The sequence below is a fragment of the Peribacillus sp. NPDC097264 genome (assembly GCF_050277925.1).
Classification (GTDB): domain Bacteria; phylum Bacillota; class Bacilli; order Bacillales; family DSM-1321; genus Peribacillus.
In genome coordinates this window covers 189,639-210,372 of sequence record NZ_JBNNSR010000001.1, presented here as the reverse complement: position 1 = coordinate 210,372, position 20,734 = coordinate 189,639, and the positions used below count along the sequence as shown (strand labels likewise).

The window sequence follows — 20,734 nt, the reverse complement described above, 5'->3', positions numbered from 1 at the left end:
GTATGAGAAAAGTAGTTATTTTCAATAAACTTTTTTTTTTAATCTTATTGCTTTATGATAAGGAAATACTAGATGAAATATCATATGTTAGGAGCGAAATCAAGATGTCAAAAGTAATCCATGAATTCAATGATATGATTCGAAAGCTCCGAAAAGAACTATTCGGAAAAGGGCCAGAGCGTATTCATACGGTTTTTGTAGATAATATGGCTGTTTCCACGCTATATGGGAATTTGACTCCGACGGAAATATTCATTTCGAGTACGGAAGAGGGCAAAGACATGGTTCATTCAGCTAGGACAAAAATGATTCAGGATCTTTATTCGGTTGCTCCTCCAGAGGGAATGGAAGAGTTGGTCGGTGCGAACCTGGTTCATTTGTTTTCTGATATTAAAGTGAAGGAAAATATAGCCATCTCTGTGTTTGTATTTGACCAGGACATAGCAGGAAAACTAAAATCGAACTGATATCATTTTACTGTTTTATATAAGGGGCATGAAGTTCGTGTAGATAATGAGGAGTGAAGGCATGAAGGAGATAGAGAAAAAACGGGAGATCATCCGCATTAGCAAAGGGGAAGTCCAGCAGACGGAAGACACGGTTGTGACGGAATTTCCCGTTACAGTGAAGATAAATGGGCAAGAGTTCGTGACGATGGTATGTACACCGGAATACATTGAAGATATGGTCATCGGTTATTTAGCCTCGGAAGGGATTACCCGTAAATATGAAGAAATCAAAGAAATTTGGTTTCAGGAAAAAGAAGGATATGTCCACGTCAAAACGGATAAGCTGAATCCTTATTACCAAGAGTTTCAGAATAAACGTTATATTACTTCATGCTGTGGAGGAAGTAGACAAGGTTTCGTCTTCGTAAACGATGCTCTGACCGCCAAGAAGATGGAGAATATGACGGTAAGGCTAACACCGGAAGATTGCTTCCGCTTAATGAAGGACCTGCAACAGTCCGCGGTGACGTTCCAACAAACCGGTGGTGTCCATAATGCGGCATTGTGTGATGTGAATGGGCTTGTATTAAGCCGAATGGATATCGGGCGCCATAATGCATTGGATAAGATCTATGGGTATTGCTTGAAGAATGGTATATCTTTAGAAGGAAAAGCGATTGTATTCAGTGGGCGCATTTCATCGGAGATACTGTTGAAAGTGGCGAAGATCGGATGCGAGTTGATCCTTTCTAAATCCGCACCAACTGAATTGGCGTTGGAGCTAGCGGAAGGGTTGGGAATCACTACCGTCGGATTTATCCGTAATGATTCGATGAATATTTATACTTGTCCTGACCGGATTCAACTAAATGAATAGAAGTTATTAGACCCGAGTGGATTGCTGATCCACTCGGGTTTTATTTTGACGTCTTTTAGCTGCAAATGAAAAATCAGTTGATAATAAAATGAAACTTGAAAGTTGTCATACCTGTTTGTAATGAATAACTAAGGGGTATATCAATTATCGTTAATACAACAAAATATGCATGATTAATGCGAGAGTTTCTTTTAAAAGATATACACATTATAAGTAGGGACGATTTTTAAAAGTGGTGATATCGCTTTAAAATATCTCTGCTTTTTTACCTTTTTAGAGGCAACCGTACAAAATATTAGAAGATAGGAGGATTCTATGTCATTTTTAATCACTTTGCTCGGCTTATTAGTTTCCACAATAGTCGCTACAATCTTAAATGCTAAATGGCCTCGTATTCCGCTCCCTATATATCAGATAGCCATGGGGGCAGTCATTTCATTTTTACCGCTCCACTTATCATTAGACTTTCATTCTGAATTATTTATGATTTGTATTATTGCTCCCCTCCTATTTACAGAAGGAAAAAACACATCTCGGAAAGAAATGCTTGAGTTGCGTAAGCCGATTCTGTTATTGGCATTTGGGTTAGTATTCGTGACTGTTTTTGCAGGTGGCTTTTTTATCCACTGGTTAATTCCAGATATGCCTTTGGCTGTGGCTTTTGCCTTAGCAGCGACCATTACCCCAACGGATGCAGTAGCGGTACAATCCATTACAAAAGGCTTGAAATTGCCCGGAAACATGATGCCCATCCTTGAAGGAGAATCGCTTTTCAATGATGCAGCCGGAATCGTTGCTTTTAAAGTGGCTTTGGCAGCTGCATTGACGGGCGTCTTTTCTATAAAAGATGCTTCGCTTAATTTTTTATTTGTGTCTTTAGGTGGGATTATTATAGGTCTCCTTCTGGGCTATTTAATCGTTAAATTGCGATTGTTCCTACGGGTTCATGGACTAGAGGAAATTCCTATGTCCATTGTTATTGAGCTGATTACGCCATTTGTGATTTATATGGTTGCTGAAGAGTTCCATGTTTCTGGAATCTTAGCAGTGGTTACCGCAGGAGTCATACATGGCATTGAGCGGGATCGCCTTCAGAGTTCCACAACCAAGTTGCAAATTATATCTACGAATACATGGTCTGTATTAGGTTATCTTTTGAATGGTCTTGTATTTACTTTATTAGGATTCATGATACCGAGTGTTTATCAGGAAATTGAGTCCAACTTAAATAGGGGAACTCTTTTTGGAATTAGCGTCTTGATTGTACTTTTATTATTGGTGATCCGTTTTATTTGGGTATACATTCTTCATGATACTTTCACGAAAAACAGAGTGAATCCATTGGAACAATTTATTATGTCCAGGGTTCATCCTGAAGATAATAACGTTGTGGATGATAAGAATGTGTCAAAATCGCGATATGCCCTTTTGGCATCAGTTTGTGGCATACATGGTACCATAACTTTAGCTACCGCTTTATCCATACCAACTTTAATGCCGGATGACACGGCGTTCCCGATGCGTAATACAGTCTTATTTATCGCGGCCTGTGTAATTTTGCTAAGCGTCTTTTTGGCTACATTTCTTTTACCGATATTAATAAGGAAACCGACTGAATCTGAGGATGAGCGTCTTACTACTGAAGAAGCTTATAAAATTGTGTTAAATAAGACAATCCAACTGCTGAGTAAAGAGGCAACCATGGATAATCAGAAAGCGATTCATCAAGTAATGGAAGATTTAAATGAACAATTGATAGATTTGGAACGTGGAATAACGAAAAGGCCGGATAATAAGACCATACAGGATTTGATGAAGCTAGGGACCAGCAAGGAAATGGAAGTCGTTTTTGGGTTAGTTCAAAAAGGGGCTATCTCCGAAACAACTTTTGAGCTTTATAAGGTGTATGTTTCAAGAACGTTAAACTATATGCAAAAATCACCTCTGAAAAGAGCGTGGATTAATTGGAAGACCCTCTTTATCAAAAACAAGATCAATGTCAAATGGGATAAAAAGTGGGAAAACAAATTAGAGAACTCTATTAATAAAAATGCGGACCTGATCCGGGAGTTCCGTAAAGCACAAAAAGAGGCACAAAAAGAAGCGATGATGGTAATCAAACAACAAACTACTCCAGAAAACCGTCATGAAGTCATGCTGGTCATTCAAAGATATAATCATTATTTGAATCCATTCGGAACACTAAGTGAAAAAGAAGTAAATCGTTTCGAAGAGATGGTCAGTCGTTTTCAATTGAATGCGATGCAGATCGAACGTGATATCATTCAGCAAATGGTTGAAGAGGATCAAATATCCACTAAAACAGCAACGGAGCTTAGACAAAACTTGGTTTATGATGAAATGCTCATGATCCAAAGTCAGTAAATTGATGATTCCCAGTATGTGTTTCGGCCGTTCGAGGTGAATCTGCTTTTTTCTGGAATATCAGGTAGGTTCTTGTCATTTCCACCATTTCATGCGTAAAACAAGAAAAAAAGGAAATAATAGGGTGGTTAAATGCGACTGTAAGACGGGTATATGACAGATGTCATATGAGTTCATTGACGTTTATGACTACAGTAGGTTGAAGAATGTAACTATAATTGAAATATAGAAAAGAAAACATTCATCACTACTATATAGAAGTTGATTCATGCCATTGAATAGACGTTATTGAAACACTCCATATTTTTTACATTTTAAGGAGGAAACTATGAGTAAACACGATCAAAAGCAGTTAAGAAAAGAAGTTGCGCCTTTTGAAAAGTCGAATACGAAATCAAGCGTGAAGCAGATCATCAATACATTTCCACCATTTTTTCTACTCTGGTTCTTGGCTTACCAGAGTTTGAGCATTTCCTATTGGCTGACACTGGCATTCGCCATTCTTTCTTCAGGGTTCGTCATCAGGATTTTCATCATTTTCCATGATTGCTGTCATTCCTCTTTTTTCAAAAGCAAGAAAGCGAATAATATCCTAGGTACGATTAGTGGGATTGTCACTTTATTTCCTTATGAACAATGGAAGCACAGTCACTCGATTCACCATGCAACAAGTAGTAATCTGAACAAACGTGGCACAGGCGACATTTGGGTCATGACGGTTGATGAGTATGTTGCGGCTTCATTCTGGGGACGTCTTGCTTACCGTTTATACCGGAATCCGATTGTCATGTTTGGATTAGGACCTTTTTATCTATTCCTCGTGACCAATCGTTTGAATGTTAAGGGAGCAAGAAAAAAAGAACGGATGAATACGTATCTTACAAACGCGGCTATCGTGTTGATATACGGCCTATTATGTTTGGCAATCGGTTGGCAGGCATTCCTTATGATTCAATTACCGATCCTTTTTGTATCGGGTTCACTGGGCATCTGGTTGTTCTATGTTCAACATCAGTTCGAAGATTCTTATTTTGAAGAAGAATCTGATTGGGATTATGTGAAGGCAGCTATAGATGGAAGCTCTTATTATAAGCTTCCAAAGGTTTTACAATGGGTAACGGGTAACATCGGTTTCCATCATGTGCATCATTTAAGCCCTAGAGTGCCGAACTATAATCTGGAGAAAGTCCATGATTCGACGCTGCCCTTACAACAGGCTACGACGATCACGCTCGGCTCAAGTTTGAAATCTCTCCGTTTCCGCTTATATGATGGAGAAAATAAAACGTTTGTAAGCTTTAAAGAAATTAAGGAACGTTTGAATGCAACGAAAACTAAAGTTGAAATGACTTCTAAACGACCAAGTTTACAAGAAAAATAAATATCCCGTCAAAAAACCATTCAGTTTCGATTGAATGGTTTTTTGACAAAACTTCGTAGTATATACTAGAAGGAAAAGGAACAGAGGGACGCTATGCAAAGTTGGTATCATATTTTTCCGAAGAATACTGGATTAAGCCCGTATGTCTGGATCATTTTCTGTATTCTTCCTTTTTACTTCATTTTTAGATCATCCTCGATGTCCGAAATCATCTTCGGTATAATTATGATCATTTTATTTTTCATCTCCTACGGATTTTCGTTCGCCTCCAAGGGATGGGCCGTATATGTTTGGACAGGGATACAAATTGCCATTTCCATATCGATGACCATCTTTTTCGGTTTTATTTACTTTTCTCTTTTTCTAGCGTTCTTCGTAGGCAATGTTCAAAATAAGGTAGGCTTTTTTGTCTTATATTCGGTTCAACTATTGGCTACCATCGTGTCCGTCAATATTGGGTTCATCATGAAAGACCCCATATTCTTTTCACAGTTTCCCTTTATGCTCATTTGTATAGTGGGTGTGATTCTACTCCCGTTCAATACGTATAATCGAAATAAGCGGGATAAGCTAGAAGAACAGCTCGAAGATGCCCATAAGCAAATTTCGGAACTCGGGAAGATGGAGGAACGTCAGCGTATCGCGCGTGATTTGCATGATACATTGGGGCAGAAGCTTTCACTGATCGGATTGAAAAGTGACCTTGCTGGAAAGTTGATTGATTTGAATCCTGAGTCGGCTAAGAAAGAGATCAAGGATATACGTCAAACGGCGAGGACAGCGTTAAAAGAAGTGAGGGAAATGGTGTCGGAAATGCGTGGGGCTAAGCTTAGCGACGAAGTCATTCGGGTCAAGCAGATTTTGAAAGCTGCCCAAATAGGCTTTGAGTTGGATGGTTCTACGGATTTACGAGCAACACCCTTATTTGTCGAAACGGTTTTGAGCATGTGCATAAAAGAAGCCGTGACCAATATCGTTAAGCATAGTAAGGCCACGCTATGTAAAATTTCCATTGAAGAATTGAAGACGGGCGTAATGATTAAAGTCGAAGATAATGGGGTGGGTCTTACTCAAACTTCGGATTTCTATAAAGGAAATGGACTTCAAGGTATGAAAGAAAGGCTGGAGTTTGTGAATGGAAGCCTGGACATAGAATCAAACAACGGGACCATCGTTTATATAAAGGTTCCGAATGCAATTAAAAATGAATAGGTGGGATTAATTTGATTCGAATCGTGATCGCTGAAGACCAGCGGATGTTACTCGGAGCGCTTGGGTCCATCCTCGACTTGGAAGAGGATATGGAGGTTGTCGGAAAGGCCAGCGATGGAGAAGAAGCCATGAATCTCATAAATCGATTGCAACCAGATATCTGTGTCACGGATATAGAGATGCCAGTGAAAACCGGACTGGATGTTGCGGAAGAGATTAAGAATAAAGGAATCCAATGTAAGGTCATCATTTTGACGACATTTGCCCGTCCCGGTTATTTTGAAAGAGCCAGAAAAGCTGAAGTGGGCGGCTATTTACTTAAAGATAGTCCAAGTGAAGAACTGGCCAATTCCATCCGTGTCATCATGGATGGAAGGCGCATCTACGCCCCAGAGCTTGTGGATATGGCCTTTGAAGAAGAGAACCCATTGACTGAACGAGAAACGCAAGTGCTTGGGCTGATAGCGGACGGAAAGAATACAAAGGAAATTGCCAACCAGCTTTTTCTTACCAATGGGACGGTCCGGAACTATATTTCGGTCATTCTCGATAAACTCGATGTCAGTAATCGTGTGGAAGCGATTGTTCGGTTCAAGGAAAAAGGCTGGTCTAAAGATTAAATAGGATGGGCCATATGGCTTATCCTATTTCTTATGAAATCAGCAACCACTACATAAAACAAATGGTTATGGTATATTGGTTTTTATTACATTAGATGAGTAAAGGGGGACGATTGGTATGGAAAAGGCAATATTTGCTGGTGGTTGTTTTTGGTGCATGGTTACACCATTCGATGAACTGCCAGGCATAGAAGGCATCATCTCTGGTTATTCAGGTGGACAGGTTGAAAACCCTACCTATGAGGAGTTGAAAACGGGGACGACGGGGCATTATGAAGTTGTTGAAATTACGTTCGACCCTCAAGTTTTTGCTTATGAGAGATTGCTTGAATTATATTGGCAGCAAATTGACCCAACCGATGATGGAGGACAATTCCATGACAGAGGAAGCCAATATCGGACGGCCATTTTCTATCATAATGAGACACAGCACCAATTAGCTCTTGAATCCAAAGAGCGACTAAGTGCAAGCGGAAAATTCAAGAAACCGATCGTTACGGAAATCCTTCCGGCCCAAACTTTTTATCCTGCTGAGGAATATCATCAGGATTATCACAAGAAAAACGAAAAACATTATAAAGAGGACCGTGAGAAATCTGGCCGTGACGAATTTATCAGTCAGAATTGGACGGGTAAATAATTCATCTCGATTCCCAAACCTCTTGTTTCAATATGAAAGCAGCCCTCTTCTAGAAAGATGGCTGTTTTCTTTTTAATCTTTTCAATGGGAATCGTCCATTTCTCATGATATTTTCATATTTCTTCAGTACACTAAGATTTAGGCGGTGTTGAATGATGGATAAACGAATTTTGATCATAGAAGATGAAGAGAAAATCGCAAGGGTGCTGACGTTGGAGCTCAACCATGAAGGGTATCAAACCGAATCGGCTTTTACCGGAAAAACAGGACTCGAGAGGGCGGAAGCGCAAGACTGGGATTTGATTTTACTGGATGTGATGCTCCCTGAGTTAAATGGGATCGAAGTATTAAGACGATTCAGGAAAAAGAATGTTCATACGCCGGTCATCCTTCTGACGGCAAGGGATGCGGTACCGGATAAGGTGAATGGGCTTGATCATGGAGCGAATGATTATGTAACCAAGCCTTTTGAAATAGAGGAATTGCTGGCCAGGATCCGTGCGTGCTTTAGGAGCCAAACTGGCGGCGGCATTAAAGATGTAAAAGAGGATAGTCTAACGATTCACGATTTACAATTGGAACTGGGCACAAGAGATATCCTACGTGCCGGTAAGCGGATTGAGCTGACTTCCCGTGAATTTGATTTGCTGGTCTATCTTTTGCAAAATAAAAATCAGGTTCTGTCACGAGATCAGATCATCTCCCATGTATGGGGATATGATTTTTCTGGAGATACGAATGTGGTGGATGTGTATATCCGGTATTTGCGTAAAAAAATCGACTATCCTTATGATGTGCCTCTCATTCATACTTATCGCGGTGTGGGGTATAGCCTGAAGGAGCCGCTATGAAGATCCGGACAAAAATCCAATGGTACTCGAGTTTGTTTTTGACCATCATGCTGGTCTTGTTAAGTGTCTTCGTCCTCGTTGCTTTTCTTTGGATTTCTATCGAGCGGGAACAGGATATACTCGAAAATCAGGCAAAGCTACTAGAAGAAAACGTAAAGGTGGGAGCTCTCTTTTCCGGAGATTCAAAGGCGATTGAGCCCTATACGCCGGACGATGGGATGGTGCGGATTTTCAATTCGAACGGTTCCTTGGTAAATCGCTTTGTTGATGAAGATGGACTTGAGGAGCTAGCGGTGAAATCATTTGACGATAAGGGGTATAACTTCGCAAAAGTGGATGGTGAATACGTATTGACTTACCGATCGCCCTATCCGGAGGAAGGCGCTCCGTCGGGGATGATAGAGGTCACCCAAATACAGGATGCCCTCCTTGAACAGTTATCCATGCTGGCGCTTGTGCTCGTTGGTTCATCCTTATTTGTCATTCTCTTATCGGTTATCGCCGGGAAGTGGTTGGCAAACCTTATCCTAAAACCGATTTCCATCATGAGCCGGACCATGTTGGATATTGAGGAAAGCGGAGAATTCAAAGAGATCCCATTGCCGGAGAAATCAAAGGATGAACTTCAGGTAATGGGGGTTGCGTTTAACAGGATGATTGGAAGACTTGAACGGAACTTTAATCAGCAACAGCAATTTCTTTCGGATGCCTCGCATGAACTGAAAACGCCGATAACCGTGATAGAAAGCTACGCTTCCTTATTAAAACGTTGGGGCATGAAGGATGAGGCGATTCTAGAAGAGGGAGTTGAGGCGATTCATCATGAAGCGCTCAGGATGAAGCAGCTGACGGGACATCTACTGAAGGCAGCTTCTCAAACGGAAACGTCTTCCGATATGAAGGAAGAGATCGAACTGATTTCATTTTGTGAGCAAATTGCCCAAACGTTCAGACGGACTACGGAACGGGAAGTGACTGTCAGTTCAGAGCTTTCTTCCATCCATACGGAGACGGTTTCAAGTAAGCTCGAACAGATTCTTATAATCTTATTGGACAATGCGATGAAATATAGTGATTCAGCGATTCACATTTTCATTCATATGAAGGACGGAAGACTGTGGATAGAGGTACAGGATCAGGGTGTAGGCATTTCTGAAGAGCATCTGCCGCACGTGTTCGAGCGTTTTTACCGGGTAGATTCCTCACGGGCAAGGAAAACGGGGGGGAATGGCCTCGGTCTATCGATTGCTCGCTCCCTGGTTGAGTCTCTTGGTGGAAGATTGGAGATTCAAAGTGAAAAGGGAACGGGTACAACCGTCACGATTAGTCTTTCTCATCAAATTCTAATCTAGCATTCATGTTGGCCTCATAGAGAATGGTTATTCTTAAGGTACAACTTAAAGGAGGAATTCATTCATGAAAAAGACATGGAGCAAAATAAAAGAAAATATCAACAAAAGGAAAAAAGCGATCATAACGATATCAGGGGCAGCGGTTTTACTATTCGGTGGTGTTGCAGGAACGGCAGTGTATGCGGTCAACCAGGGAACGTTATCTGAAAAGGATGCTATCAACATGATATCTGGAGAACTTGGTGGCGAGGTTGTCCAAGTCGAAAAAGAGTGGGACGAATATCCGATCACGTATGACATGACCGTTAAAACGGAAGAAGGTTATCAGGACGTGGAAGTCGATGCGAAAGAGGGGACGGTCCTATCTCAAGAGATGGACGATGATCAGGATGAGGACGCATTGATCCAGGAAGCTTTGAAAACGGCAAAAGTCAGCATGGAAGAAGCTGAAAAGATCGCCCTGAAACAGGTGGAGGGTCAAATAACGGATCTAGAAGCGGATATGGAAAATGGCATCCTTGTTTATGAATTGGAAATCAAGCAAGACCAGAAGGAATACGATCTAGAAGTTGATGCGAATACAGGCAAAGTGTTAAAAGTGGATTTGGACGATTAAAAGACCGGGCTGCCTTTCAACAAGAAGAAGCACCTATTAGCTTAATGACTGAGATAGGTTCACCCCCGTTTAAGATAAACGGGGGTGTTTTCATGTCTCGTTCATGTCTTGGAAGTATTTCCGATTATAGAGCACGGCAGGGTGATTAGGCACGAATTCAGATGCTAACTCATTATGCTTGTTAGCTTCATCGTACTTTCCAAGACGGTCATAGCACAAGCAGAGCTGGATATGAGGCAGCCATGTATAGCAACTTCGGTCAATGAAGGGGCTTTTATTTTCTGGAATGGCAACTTGTGTCGCCAAATTGTACCAGAATATGGCGCGTTCATAATCATTTTGCTGCAGATAAATAGAGCCGAGCCGGCAGCAGTTTTCTCCTCTTGGGGTATCGTATTCAAACGATTTTAAGCAACTTTGGATGGCTGGAAGCCAATCTTTGGTCTGGAGAAGGCAATCGGAAATCTTTCCACATGCTTGAATATTATCCTCGCTCCAGCCCTTGCCCTCATCGAGGAACTTTTGATACCATTCAATGGCTCTTTCGTAGTGGCCGTGGTCCTTGCACTCATTTGCAAAATAATATTTGTCACGTGGTGTGAAAGGATGGCCTGCTTCGAGTGCTTTTTCATAGATCTTCCAATTCCGGTCGCTATGGACTTTTTCCTTTTTATGAACAATCGCAATATCCGATTGAAAAATATTCCCCTTCACATCGAGGTATTCATGAACGAATCCAATCCACCGGAAGTTCTTTTCTCGTTTTACGAGCCGGTTTCGACGCGAGCTGAAGCTAGGATTGCCATGCTCATCAAATGAGAGATGATAGAACATCATGACGGAGTCAACATAACTAGGAAGCGTTTCTTTGAGCGTTAATAACTTTTGCTTATTTTCCATTGTTAAAATGTCATCTGCGTCGAGCCATAGAATATAGTCCTTTGTCGCTTTCGAAAAAGCAAAATTCCTCGCTGCGGCAAAATCATCAATCCATTCAAAATCATACACATGATCTGTGAAAGTGGTAGCGATTTGTTTCGTCTGGTCTGCAGACCCTGTATCGATGATGATTATTTCATCTGCCACTTCACCTACGGAAGTAAGACAGGCAGCAAGCGTGTCTTCTTCATTCTTTACTATCATGCAAAGGCTAATCGAGATAGCCATTTTTTCACCTCCGCTACCAGCATATTAATGACTACTCATATGGGTGTTGCGCGGTAAGGTAAAAGGGCATGGGTTTCCCCATTTTTAACCTTTGAAAGGTATCCAATGAAAGAGTCATCCCCAATCTATCCACAAAACGTACAGGGTGGGCTAATATTAGATGGGGATGTGCACAATTTTTATCCTATAAATTCTTGAAATGTGATACAAATATTGAAAATTGTGGATAAGTCCCTTGTTTTGAAAAATATCCGTCGTTATTTGATGTGGATAACCAAGGAATGTGGATAACTTAACCGGTATCCAGGATTGTTTTCCACAATTCATCCACATCCTAACACCATCCCTTAATTGAATGGTGGATAACCAGTCTTTAATTCATTCATGAACTTATTTTTGTAGTGACTTAATGTTAATAAGGGATAAATATAACGATAACTGTGATAATGAATATACAAAAAGTTGGCCATTGCCTGGCCTGCTGGATACTCATTAGTCCAGCACTCTTTTGACCCTTCGCGAATGAGATAGGTTATTCCCTTCTTGATTTCAGGTGTTGGCTCTTCTGAAGTGGATATCAGGGCGTCCACTGCCCAGGCCGTATGGGTCAGAGTACTGGTACCGAGTGGAACATATTTTTCTTTTATATCGCTATAGCAAGATTCCCCCCAACCGCCATCTTTATTTTGGATTTTCTTTAACCAGCCCACAGATTGCTTGATGGCTGGGTGGTCTGAAGAATGTCCGGCTGCTTTTAATCCTGTCAAAGCAGACCAAGTCCCATAAAGGTAGCAAATTCCCCAGCGTCCATACCATGATCCATCCGGTTCTTGATTATCCAAGAGCCAATTGACGGCTTTTTTGCTGACTTTTTCAGGTTTCTTCATATTTGTATAGTTACCTAAGAATTCGAGTGCCCTCCCTGTTAGATCGGGGGTGGAGGGGTCCGTTAACAGGTATTTCGATCCTTCGAAAGGAACAAGGTGGAGCCATTGATGATCATTATTCCGTTCGAATGAAGGGAATCCCCCATCATCATTTTGCATGGAAATCATGAACGCGACTCCGCGTTGCCAGCTGTCCTGATTCGTTGGATTGTGCTTTAATTCATATGCCAATGCGCGCAAGGAGGCACTCGTATCATCGACATCGGGGTTCATGGTATTCAAATCGGAAAATCCCCAACCGCCAGGAACAGCTTTTGGGTTATGGATCCGCCAATCGCCAAAGATATGATGCTGACGGCTAAGCAAATATTGATTAGCAGTCTTCACCATTTGGTCTTTTGAAGGCACGCCAGCTTCCTGTAAAGCATAGCTAATCAATGAGGTATTCCATACATGAGGCGTAGTGAACTGGATATGGGTATGGCCATCGATTGAACAGGCCATGCCCTTCAAGCCTTCAACAGCTTTCAGGATGACGGGGTCATCTTTTGAATAGCCGACTGATAGCAAGGCAAAAATCATGAAGAAGGTGGAACCAAAATAATTATAGAGCGTTCCATCAGGCTCAAGGCGGTCAATCATAAAGCGCTTTGTTGTTTCAAGGGCTAGCGAATGAAGGTAATCGGGAAATCCAATCAAGGACTTAACGGCATTCTGTACGGTAGAGAAGAAGGACCGGTACTCATCAGTTCGATATTCTTCCCATACGTGTTCCTTTGATCGTTCCTCCCGGGTGTGATATAAATCTTTTAGATTAGGAGTGATGGGAGATTTGATCTGGAATTTTTTATGACCTAGAAGAAGTAGCGGAATCATGTTGACCCGTCCGAATACGGAGAGGTCATACATATTAACGGGAGAGACGGGCGGCAATAATATAACTTCTAGAGGCAACGGGAAGATGAGGGGCCATTTGTATTGGCCGGTGACGGTCAGCATCATTTTAGTTAACATTTTGGCCTTTTTGATTCCGCCATGGGCAAGGATGAATTGCTTCGCCTTTTTGATATGGGAATCTTGTTTTTTCCGGAGGCCACTATAGAGAAGCCCATAGTAAGCCTCGATGGTAACGGATAGGTTTCCGTCTTTTTCATCATGGAAGAGTTTCCACGAACCATTTTCCGTCTGTCTGCTTTCAATCCTGTTCACCAATGCCTCTATAAGCGGTTCGTCCTCTATTTGCAGTATTTTCAGTAAGATAATCATATAGGCATCCGCCGTAATCCCGGTGTCAAACGGATAATTCCACGATCCATCCGAAGACTGATCTTGCTTTAACCGGTTAACAAGGCGGTTGATTTCCGTATATACATGCTCGCTCAAAGACTTTCCCCCTTTCTAGTCATCCTTTTAAATATATTCACCCACCCCTGTTCCATTCCAAAAGAAACGAAAACACGCCTGAGCACTATTGCTCAGGCGTGTTTTCGTTTCGGATTCTCAGTCTATTTTACCGGTAAGGGTGGTTGTTTCATGTAACGGTAAATCGGAAGTTCATCGCCTTTGGCCGCAGGGATGAAATTGAAGGTCACGTAACTGTCGATGCCTTCGGGCTCAAGGGTTAGGGCAATGAAGTTGGCATCAGGCTGGGACATATTGAATACATAGCTACCTTTTGGGAAGCTTTGTTTCTTCGTATGGACGGAGGTCGTCACTTCTTTCGTTGCATGTCCATTTTCCAGTTCGTCGGAAACTTTCAAATCTGTTACTTTGTAGCTTTCAACCGGTATAGTGATGGACTTTTTAAGTGTATTCACTTGAACACCCAATCGCTCCAGTTTTTTTGCTACCTCTTTGTACTCGGCAGGGAGGATATAAGCCGTTGGACGATTTCTGACCAGTGTAGGGTAAGCGTCGGTCGAATCAAACCAATCGATGGACGTATCCACCTTTTTGGCTTTTTCCAGATCGATGACCGTTAGTTTTTGGTTCTTGATTCGTTTATTTTCACTTTTTATGACAACCTTATCATTGTCATTTGCTTTTGCGCCTTTTTTGACGACTTCACTTTCTGATTGGCGAACCACTTTTTTCACTTTGGTTGCCTGATCAGCCGTTGCTTTTATGAAGGCAGCCTGTGCTGTAGCTTGTGCATGCACACGTCGCGTGAAATCCGTCCGACCAATATTGATTCCGCGAGTTTCTATTAAATAAGACATCGTATTCTTCAAGCCTAAAGCGTTACGTCCAATCCGTGCCTCCGTGCTTCCTTCGGTGGCCGTCAGCACCCCATCTTCAGAGGTAGCGAGAGTATAGTAGTCCTTATAGGATAGCTTTTCTTTTTCCAATGTCTTAAAAACCTTCGGCAAAAGCAATTCATCGGATGCTTTTCGCAGCTGCTGCGGGATATTTAGATTCTTTGCTGAAGAGATGAGCAAATCATATGAAGCGATTGAGCCATTCTTGCCGACTTTTTTAAGCGGGGCAGGGTTGACCGTGTACTCATGTACGTCAAGAATGACCTCTGGTTCGTATGCATTTATTGCCCGGTGGATTGTCTGGACTTCAGGATGCTCCACTTTTAAATAGTCCCGATTGGCATCCAAGTTAGTGGCCGTCGTTCGTTTAAAGTAATAGGACCCATCCGGATTCACGCGTGGGACGATGGCGATATTCACTTTATCGAGGACATTGCCAAGCTTCCCTTCTGCTAACCATTGGGCAATGACTAAGGTGGATTCCCCGGCTGCGGGTTCATTGCCATGAATTTGTCCCTGAATCCAGATCAATGGTTTCTTTGAATTCTTTTGCAGTTTTTTTGAGTCCTTACTGAAAAGAAGCATGGGAATATCGCGACCTTCTGTGGATTGACCAATGGTCTTCATTTGAATATGCTTATTTTTATGGGTGAGACCTTCGATGAATGTGTTCATTTCTTCTTGACTTGTAAAAGCAAGTCGATCTTGTTGAAAGGCAGGCGTCTTGAATGAAGTGTCAGGTACAGGGAAGAGGTAGGAGAGATTATCAGGTTGAATATAACTTGGCCCACTCCCATAATAAGGAGTGAATTCTTCTGCTTGAGCGACGTTGCTATGGCTCGGCAATCCAGTGGCAAGGCTAAGAGAGATGACAGAAACTAAGGTAGGTGCAATTTTTTTCACAGATAGTCCTCCTGGGAAAAGTCATTTACCATAAATTAACATAATGTGGACAAGAAAAGTAGTCAAAGCTAACAATATGGTAAAAATGATTAATAGAACCTAAGTGTTTATGCCCATATATTATTTTAATGTGTTTTGTAACTGGTTTAAAAGGTCGTCTGGGTCGGCCCCAATAACCAATTCTCCATTAACCTTGGCGTAAGGCGATTTCTTGCAAAGCGCACATTCACTTAAACATTCATATTCTTTGAACTGTATCCGGGGATTCTTTAAGAATTTTCCATAGACCTCCGAAGTTTGTTCATTGAGGAAACGATCAAGATTATTTTGGCAAAATTCTATTTTGACATGTTCTTTTTTTGTGAAAAGTTTAGTTAGAAAGGTTTTCATCATATCGCTACTTTCGTTGAAGAGTAAATAGATGTTATTACCATTTTATCATGTAGGAAGGGGGGTGCATAGGTAGAGCTGGACGAACGGTCTTAAAGAATGAAGGAATTCTCTGTGAAGTGTAATCTATACAATTTTATTATACCCAAGTAATTAGATTTATTAAGTTGACACATAGCGGAGACATGGTAGAATGAAAAGGTAACAATGATAATGAATCTCATTATCATATTTATGTAGCAAACATCATTCTATTGTTCATTTTAAATAAACGAATTTTCATTCAAGCTTTAATACATAGTTTCAAATCAATCATATATCACTGTATATTTACTGAGATAGGAAGAGTAGGAAACGTAGATGAAGATTAGATATTTAGTTCTTATGTTAATCGTTTTATCCTTTACTTCTCTATTTATAGGTGTTAAGGATATTACGCCCTTGGATTTACTGGACTTAAGTGATGATAAAGTCCAAATTATGTTGCAAAGCCGTTTTCCTAGAATGGTAACCATTATTATAGCTGGTGTCGTCATGAGCATCAGTGGTCTTATCATGCAGCAATTGAGCAGAAACAAATTTGTATCACCTACAACTGCCGGTACGATGGATTCAGCAAGACTAGGTCTTCTTCTTGCTCTGATCATCTTCCCATCGGCAGCCCTTATCGAGAAAATGGCATTTGCCTTCATCTTCGCCTTGGCTGGTACTTTTCTATTCATGAAAATATTGGACCAAGTAAAATATAAGGATACTATTTTCATACCATTAGTCGGATTGATGTTTGGTAATATCGTTGGATCCATTTCAACTTTCTTTGCCTATAAGTATGATTTAATCCAAAGCCTCAACACATGGATGAATGGGGACTTCTCGATGATCATGTCGGGTAGGTATGAACTGATATATGCTAGTATCCCGTTAGTCATCGTCGCATATATCTTTGCCAATAAATTCACGGTGGCAGGGATGGGGGAAGAGTTTGCCATCAATCTGGGCCTCAATTACAAATTTGTCGTCAATCTTGGATTGGTTATCGTGGCGCTTGCCTCCACACTCGTTTTATTAACGGTAGGAACAATCCCTTTCATCGGATTGATCGTACCTAATATTGTTTCCCTTTACCTTGGTGATAACTTGAAGAAGAGTCTTTCTCATACAGCATTGCTAGGGGCTGTTTTCCTATTAATCTGCGATATTTTGGGCCGGATCATCATTTATCCATTCGAGATTCCGATTGGCCTTGTGGTGGGAGTAATAGGAAGCGCCATATTTATCTATTTGATAATGAGGAGAAAGGCATATGAATAATAAGAGTAAGATCATAATATTGGCGGTTCTTGCCGCCGTTTTAACAGCCTTTTACATCTTTTGGGACCTTGGCCCGAATTGGGATTATTCCCTTCCGAGGCGGGTCTGGAAAATTATCGCCATCATCGTAGTGGGGTGTGCGATAGCCTTTGCTACAGTGATATTCCAGACGGTCACCAATAACAAAATACTGACACCAAGCATCTTGGGATTAGATTCCATGTATATGCTCATCCAAACAGCGGTCATTTTCTTGCTTGGCTCGACGCATATCTTGATCACGAATAAAAACCTTAACTTCCTGGTAACGTTGGCCATCATGCTCATCTTTGCCAGTTTGCTTTTCAAATTCATGTTCAAGCAGAACCGGAACATTTATTTCCTACTGCTGATTGGAATCATCTTTGGAACATTATTCGGTAGTATGTCATCCTTCATGCAGGTGTTGATTGACCCGAATGAGTTCCAAATCATACAGAATAAAATGTTCGCGAGTTTCAATAATGTCAATACAGATCTTTTAATCTTGGCCATTGTGCTCATGATCGCGGCTATCGCTTACTTCTTTAGATTCATGAAATATTTAGATGTCATGTCCCTTGGTAGGGATCAGGCCGTCAACTTGGGTGTGGATTATGATTACGTCACCAAACGAGTATTGATCGTTGTCACGATACTCATCTCGATTTCAACGGCCCTGATCGGTCCCATCACCTTCCTCGGTTTGCTGGTTGCCAATGTCGCGTATCAATTCATCAATTCCTATCAGCATAAAATCATCCTTCCGGGTGCGATGCTGATCAGTGTCATCGCCTTGGTCGGCGGTCAGTTCATTGTTGAGAGGATCTTTACCTTCTCGACTACATTAAGTGTCATTATCAACTTTATCGGCGGTGTATATTTCATCTATCTTCTATTAAAGGAGAATAAATCATGGTAGAAGTTAAAAAATTATTCAAACGGTACAATAATAAAACGGTCGTTGAGGATGTCTCTTTGAAAATCCAAAAAGGAAAGATCACTTCTTTCATTGGACCCAATGGTGCAGGAAAAAGTACGGTCCTCTCCATGATAAGCCGGCTCATTGCCAAAGATTCAGGGGACGTCCTGATTGATGGAAAAGATATGAACAGTTTCAAAAGCAATGAGCTTGCGAAAAAGATTGCCATTTTAAAGCAGGCCAACCACATTAACATTCGTTTAACCATTCGTGAACTCGTCGCTTTTGGCCGTTTTCCTTATTCACAAGGGAAACTGACGAAAGAGGATTGGATATATGTTGATGAAGCGATTGAATATATGGAACTTGCCGATATGCAGGACAAGTTTCTAGACCAACTTAGTGGTGGACAGCAACAGCGGGCATTCATTGCCATGGTCATTGCCCAAAACACTGAATATGTGCTTCTTGACGAACCATTGAACAACTTGGACATGAAGCATTCCGTTCAAATCATGAAGGTTTTAAGAAGACTGACCGATGAATTGGGAAAAACGGTCATCATCGTCATCCATGATATTAATTTTGCTTCTTGTTACTCCGATTACATCGTTGCACTGAAGGATGGAAAGGTTGTTCATAATGGACCGACCGAACAGGTCATCAATTCCAATGTCTTAAAAGAAATATATGATATGGACATTGAAATCCAAAACATCAATGATAATAAGATTTGTGTGTACTTTACTTGAGTTAATCCGTTCATATTGGTTTAAAATCACCCAGGATTCAGCTTTTGGCAAACTTCAATCTCACTACTTTTCAAGCCGTTTCAGTTGGCAGGCGCCCAAGATATGGCTGGCTGAAAGGGTTTATAGAAGATATGGTTACAGAAGGCTACTTGTTTCTAAGGTGATTTCAAATATAAAATAACTTTCGAGGTGACTAAATAATGATGAAAAAATTATCTTTATTGCTTTTATTGGCAATGTTGGCTGTCGTAGCTGCAGCATGTGGATCGAACGATGAAAAAGAAGAATCAAGTACAAAAAAAGATACAACATCAAGTGAAACAGCCAAAAGTGAAGAAATCACCGTTAAACACCAATTAGGTGAAACAAAAGTTAAAACGAACCCTGAAAAAGTTGTCGTATTCGATATGGGTGCCCTTGATACTCTTGATAAATTAGACGTAGAGGTAGCTGGTGTTCCTCAAGATGGCCTTCCTAAATACCTTTCTGACTACAAGGAAAACACTGAAAATGTAGGTGGCTTGAAAGAACCTGACTTCGAAAAGATCAACGAAATGGCTCCTGACCTAATTCTGATCTCAGGTCGTCAATCAGAAGCATATGAAGAATTAAGTGAAATCGCCCCAACTGTATTCGTTGGTGTGGATACTACAAAATATATGGAATCATTTGAAGAAAACGTTACACTTCTAGGTAAAATCTTTGGTAAAGAAGACCAAGCAGCTAAAGAACTTGCAAGCGTTGAAGAAAATATTGACGCTTTGAAGGAAAAAGTTCCTGCTGATAAAAAAGGTTTAATCGTTCTTGCTAACGGTGGAAAAGTAAGTGCATACGGTCTTAACTCAAGATTCGGTATCATCCATGATGTATTCGGCGTTCCTGCTGTAGACGATAAATTAGAAGTATCAACACACGGTCAAAGCATTTCTTTCGAATACATTGCTGAAAAAAATCCGGACTACCTTTTCGTTATCGATAGAGATGCTGTAGTAGGTGATGGTACTGCTGCGAAAGAAACTGTGGAAAATGACATTGTGAAGAACACAAACGCTTATAAAGATGGCCACATCGTTTATCTTGACCCTAACTACTGGTACTTATCAGGTGGCGGATTAGAATCCGTTAATGAAATGGTTAATGAGATCTCTGAAGGCCTTAAGTAATTCATGAATCCCGAAATGCCTGTTCCCACTTTATGTGAGAACAGGCATTTTTTTATTGGCTGACACAATCGCAGAGGTGGAAACATACCTTTAAGAGATCAACGAAACAGAGTGCGTAAAATTATTTTTCTTCCTATTATAATGCTCCTCACGGAGTGCTCATGAAAACGAGTAAGATGGTGTGTATCTTACAATAAATCGAAATGAAAAAAATCTCATGCAGGTTACAAAATTATTTTTTTATGGAGAATGAATCATTTTCGAGGACAATCCGTATATATTAAGGAATGTCTTAAGGGAAATTGAAGAACCAGGAAAGAAGGAGAATGGTGTCGATAGAAGAAGATATCTTGTGGATGACATTAGCCCGCTCATAATCGTATGAGCCATCTCAAACCGTTACGAAGTGGGGGGAGGAGAATGGGTTTAGAATTTCATCGGGTGAAAACTGCAGTCGATTTAATGATGTCGAATGATCGGACAAGAAAAAAAGGAATTATAGTAAAGGGACGGCAAAATAATATGATGTGTTTTCCAAGACCTTCCGAAATTCCATTTACATATTTTGTAAAGTTGTGGT

The 20,734-nt window shown here is 40.9% G+C and carries 18 protein-coding genes; 14 read left to right on the top strand and 4 right to left on the bottom strand.

The annotated features are described in order from the left end of the window. Positions 1 to 104: 104 nt before the first annotated feature. From ACQKL0_RS01075 to ACQKL0_RS01030, 10 genes are all read left to right on the top strand, one after another. Positions 105 to 467, top strand: a complete 363-nt coding sequence (locus tag ACQKL0_RS01075; RefSeq protein ID WP_402870818.1) for a DUF2294 domain-containing protein — start codon at positions 105 to 107, stop codon at positions 465 to 467. Positions 468 to 528: 61 nt separating this feature from the next. Further along, positions 529 to 1,326 (top strand): formate dehydrogenase accessory sulfurtransferase FdhD, encoded by a 798-nt coding sequence (gene fdhD, locus ACQKL0_RS01070; protein WP_427685766.1) that lies wholly within the window; start codon positions 529 to 531, stop codon positions 1,324 to 1,326. A 315-nt stretch (positions 1,327 to 1,641) separates the two neighbouring features. Then, positions 1,642 to 3,711: a Na+/H+ antiporter gene (locus ACQKL0_RS01065; RefSeq protein WP_402954456.1), complete on the top strand. Its 2,070-nt coding sequence runs from the start codon at positions 1,642 to 1,644 to the stop codon at positions 3,709 to 3,711. A 328-nt stretch (positions 3,712 to 4,039) separates the two neighbouring features. Continuing rightward, positions 4,040 to 5,092, top strand: a complete 1,053-nt coding sequence (locus ACQKL0_RS01060) for a fatty acid desaturase (RefSeq protein WP_402870829.1) — start codon at positions 4,040 to 4,042, stop codon at positions 5,090 to 5,092. Positions 5,093 to 5,185: 93 nt separating this feature from the next. Next, positions 5,186 to 6,304: a sensor histidine kinase gene (locus tag ACQKL0_RS01055; protein ID WP_402954453.1), complete on the top strand. Its 1,119-nt coding sequence runs from the start codon at positions 5,186 to 5,188 to the stop codon at positions 6,302 to 6,304. Positions 6,305 to 6,315: 11 nt separating this feature from the next. Further along, a complete protein-coding gene (locus ACQKL0_RS01050) occupies positions 6,316 to 6,924 on the top strand; it encodes a response regulator (RefSeq protein WP_402870835.1) in 609 nt (202 codons plus the stop codon). A 118-nt stretch (positions 6,925 to 7,042) separates the two neighbouring features. Next, the gene (gene msrA / locus ACQKL0_RS01045) at positions 7,043 to 7,564 is read left to right on the top strand and encodes a peptide-methionine (S)-S-oxide reductase MsrA (protein WP_402870838.1); all 522 of its coding nucleotides are present in this window, start codon (positions 7,043 to 7,045) and stop codon (positions 7,562 to 7,564) included. 155 nt (positions 7,565 to 7,719) lie between these two features. Further along, entirely contained in the window at positions 7,720 to 8,415 is a 696-nt protein-coding gene (locus ACQKL0_RS01040; RefSeq protein WP_402954447.1) for a response regulator transcription factor, read from the top strand. Then, on the top strand, positions 8,412 to 9,767 hold the full coding sequence (locus ACQKL0_RS01035) for a sensor histidine kinase (RefSeq protein WP_427685763.1): 1,356 nt from the start codon (positions 8,412 to 8,414) through the stop codon (positions 9,765 to 9,767). Before ACQKL0_RS01040 ends, ACQKL0_RS01035 begins: the two co-directional genes overlap by 4 nt. Before the next feature lie 64 nt (positions 9,768 to 9,831). Beyond that, complete coding sequence (locus ACQKL0_RS01030) at positions 9,832 to 10,383, top strand: PepSY domain-containing protein (RefSeq protein WP_427685761.1); 552 nt, start codon at positions 9,832 to 9,834, stop codon at positions 10,381 to 10,383. A gap of 90 nt (positions 10,384 to 10,473) precedes the next feature. On the opposite strand, the gene ACQKL0_RS01025 is transcribed toward ACQKL0_RS01030, so the two are convergent. From ACQKL0_RS01025 to ACQKL0_RS01010, 4 genes are all read right to left on the bottom strand, one after another. Next, positions 10,474 to 11,550, bottom strand: a complete 1,077-nt coding sequence (locus ACQKL0_RS01025; RefSeq protein ID WP_427685759.1) for a tetratricopeptide repeat-containing glycosyltransferase family 2 protein — start codon at positions 11,548 to 11,550, stop codon at positions 10,474 to 10,476. A gap of 347 nt (positions 11,551 to 11,897) precedes the next feature. Further along, entirely contained in the window at positions 11,898 to 13,820 is a 1,923-nt protein-coding gene (gene shc, locus ACQKL0_RS01020) for a squalene--hopene cyclase (protein ID WP_427685757.1), read from the bottom strand. 122 nt (positions 13,821 to 13,942) lie between these two features. Beyond that, complete coding sequence (locus ACQKL0_RS01015; RefSeq protein WP_427685755.1) at positions 13,943 to 15,598, bottom strand: M14 family metallopeptidase; 1,656 nt, start codon at positions 15,596 to 15,598, stop codon at positions 13,943 to 13,945. Between the two features lie 120 nt (positions 15,599 to 15,718). Then, positions 15,719 to 15,988 carry a DUF1450 domain-containing protein gene (locus ACQKL0_RS01010; RefSeq protein WP_427685753.1) on the bottom strand — a complete coding sequence of 90 codons (270 nt, stop codon included), beginning with the start codon at positions 15,986 to 15,988 and terminating at the stop codon, positions 15,719 to 15,721. A gap of 360 nt (positions 15,989 to 16,348) precedes the next feature. Between ACQKL0_RS01010 and ACQKL0_RS01005 the strand changes: the two genes are divergently transcribed. The 4 genes from ACQKL0_RS01005 (at position 16,349) to ACQKL0_RS00990 (ending at position 20,154) form a co-directional block, all read left to right on the top strand. Beyond that, positions 16,349 to 17,299: an ABC transporter permease gene (locus ACQKL0_RS01005; protein WP_427685751.1), complete on the top strand. Its 951-nt coding sequence runs from the start codon at positions 16,349 to 16,351 to the stop codon at positions 17,297 to 17,299. Further along, a complete protein-coding gene (locus ACQKL0_RS01000; protein ID WP_402870861.1) occupies positions 17,292 to 18,239 on the top strand; it encodes an iron chelate uptake ABC transporter family permease subunit in 948 nt (315 codons plus the stop codon). Before ACQKL0_RS01005 ends, ACQKL0_RS01000 begins: the two co-directional genes overlap by 8 nt. Then, positions 18,233 to 18,991 carry an ABC transporter ATP-binding protein gene (locus ACQKL0_RS00995; protein WP_427685749.1) on the top strand — a complete coding sequence of 253 codons (759 nt, stop codon included), beginning with the start codon at positions 18,233 to 18,235 and terminating at the stop codon, positions 18,989 to 18,991. The genes ACQKL0_RS01000 and ACQKL0_RS00995 overlap by 7 nt, the downstream gene beginning before the upstream one ends. A 203-nt stretch (positions 18,992 to 19,194) precedes the next feature. Next, complete coding sequence (locus tag ACQKL0_RS00990) at positions 19,195 to 20,154, top strand: siderophore ABC transporter substrate-binding protein (RefSeq protein ID WP_427686035.1); 960 nt, start codon at positions 19,195 to 19,197, stop codon at positions 20,152 to 20,154. Positions 20,155 to 20,734 lie beyond the last annotated feature (580 nt).

Bases quoted from the DNA above. Each gene is read 5' to 3' on its own strand.
- ACQKL0_RS01075 (WP_402870818.1), top strand. From the start codon at position 105: ATGTCAAAAGTAATCCATGAATTCAATGATATGATTCGAAAGCTCCGA.
- fdhD (WP_427685766.1), top strand. From the start codon at position 529: ATGAAGGAGATAGAGAAAAAACGGGAGATCATCCGCATTAGCAAAGGG.
- ACQKL0_RS01065 (WP_402954456.1), top strand. From the start codon at position 1,642: ATGTCATTTTTAATCACTTTGCTCGGCTTATTAGTTTCCACAATAGTC.
- ACQKL0_RS01060 (WP_402870829.1), top strand. From the start codon at position 4,040: ATGAGTAAACACGATCAAAAGCAGTTAAGAAAAGAAGTTGCGCCTTTT.
- ACQKL0_RS01055 (WP_402954453.1), top strand. From the start codon at position 5,186: ATGCAAAGTTGGTATCATATTTTTCCGAAGAATACTGGATTAAGCCCG.
- msrA (WP_402870838.1), top strand. From the start codon at position 7,043: ATGGAAAAGGCAATATTTGCTGGTGGTTGTTTTTGGTGCATGGTTACA.
- ACQKL0_RS01040 (WP_402954447.1), top strand. From the start codon at position 7,720: ATGGATAAACGAATTTTGATCATAGAAGATGAAGAGAAAATCGCAAGG.
- ACQKL0_RS01035 (WP_427685763.1), top strand. From the start codon at position 8,412: ATGAAGATCCGGACAAAAATCCAATGGTACTCGAGTTTGTTTTTGACC.
- ACQKL0_RS01030 (WP_427685761.1), top strand. From the start codon at position 9,832: ATGAAAAAGACATGGAGCAAAATAAAAGAAAATATCAACAAAAGGAAA.
- ACQKL0_RS01025 (WP_427685759.1), bottom strand. From the start codon at position 11,550: ATGGCTATCTCGATTAGCCTTTGCATGATAGTAAAGAATGAAGAAGAC.
- ACQKL0_RS01010 (WP_427685753.1), bottom strand. From the start codon at position 15,988: ATGAAAACCTTTCTAACTAAACTTTTCACAAAAAAAGAACATGTCAAA.
- ACQKL0_RS01005 (WP_427685751.1), top strand. From the start codon at position 16,349: ATGAAGATTAGATATTTAGTTCTTATGTTAATCGTTTTATCCTTTACT.
- ACQKL0_RS01000 (WP_402870861.1), top strand. From the start codon at position 17,292: ATGAATAATAAGAGTAAGATCATAATATTGGCGGTTCTTGCCGCCGTT.
- ACQKL0_RS00995 (WP_427685749.1), top strand. From the start codon at position 18,233: ATGGTAGAAGTTAAAAAATTATTCAAACGGTACAATAATAAAACGGTC.
- ACQKL0_RS00990 (WP_427686035.1), top strand. From the start codon at position 19,195: ATGAAAAAATTATCTTTATTGCTTTTATTGGCAATGTTGGCTGTCGTA.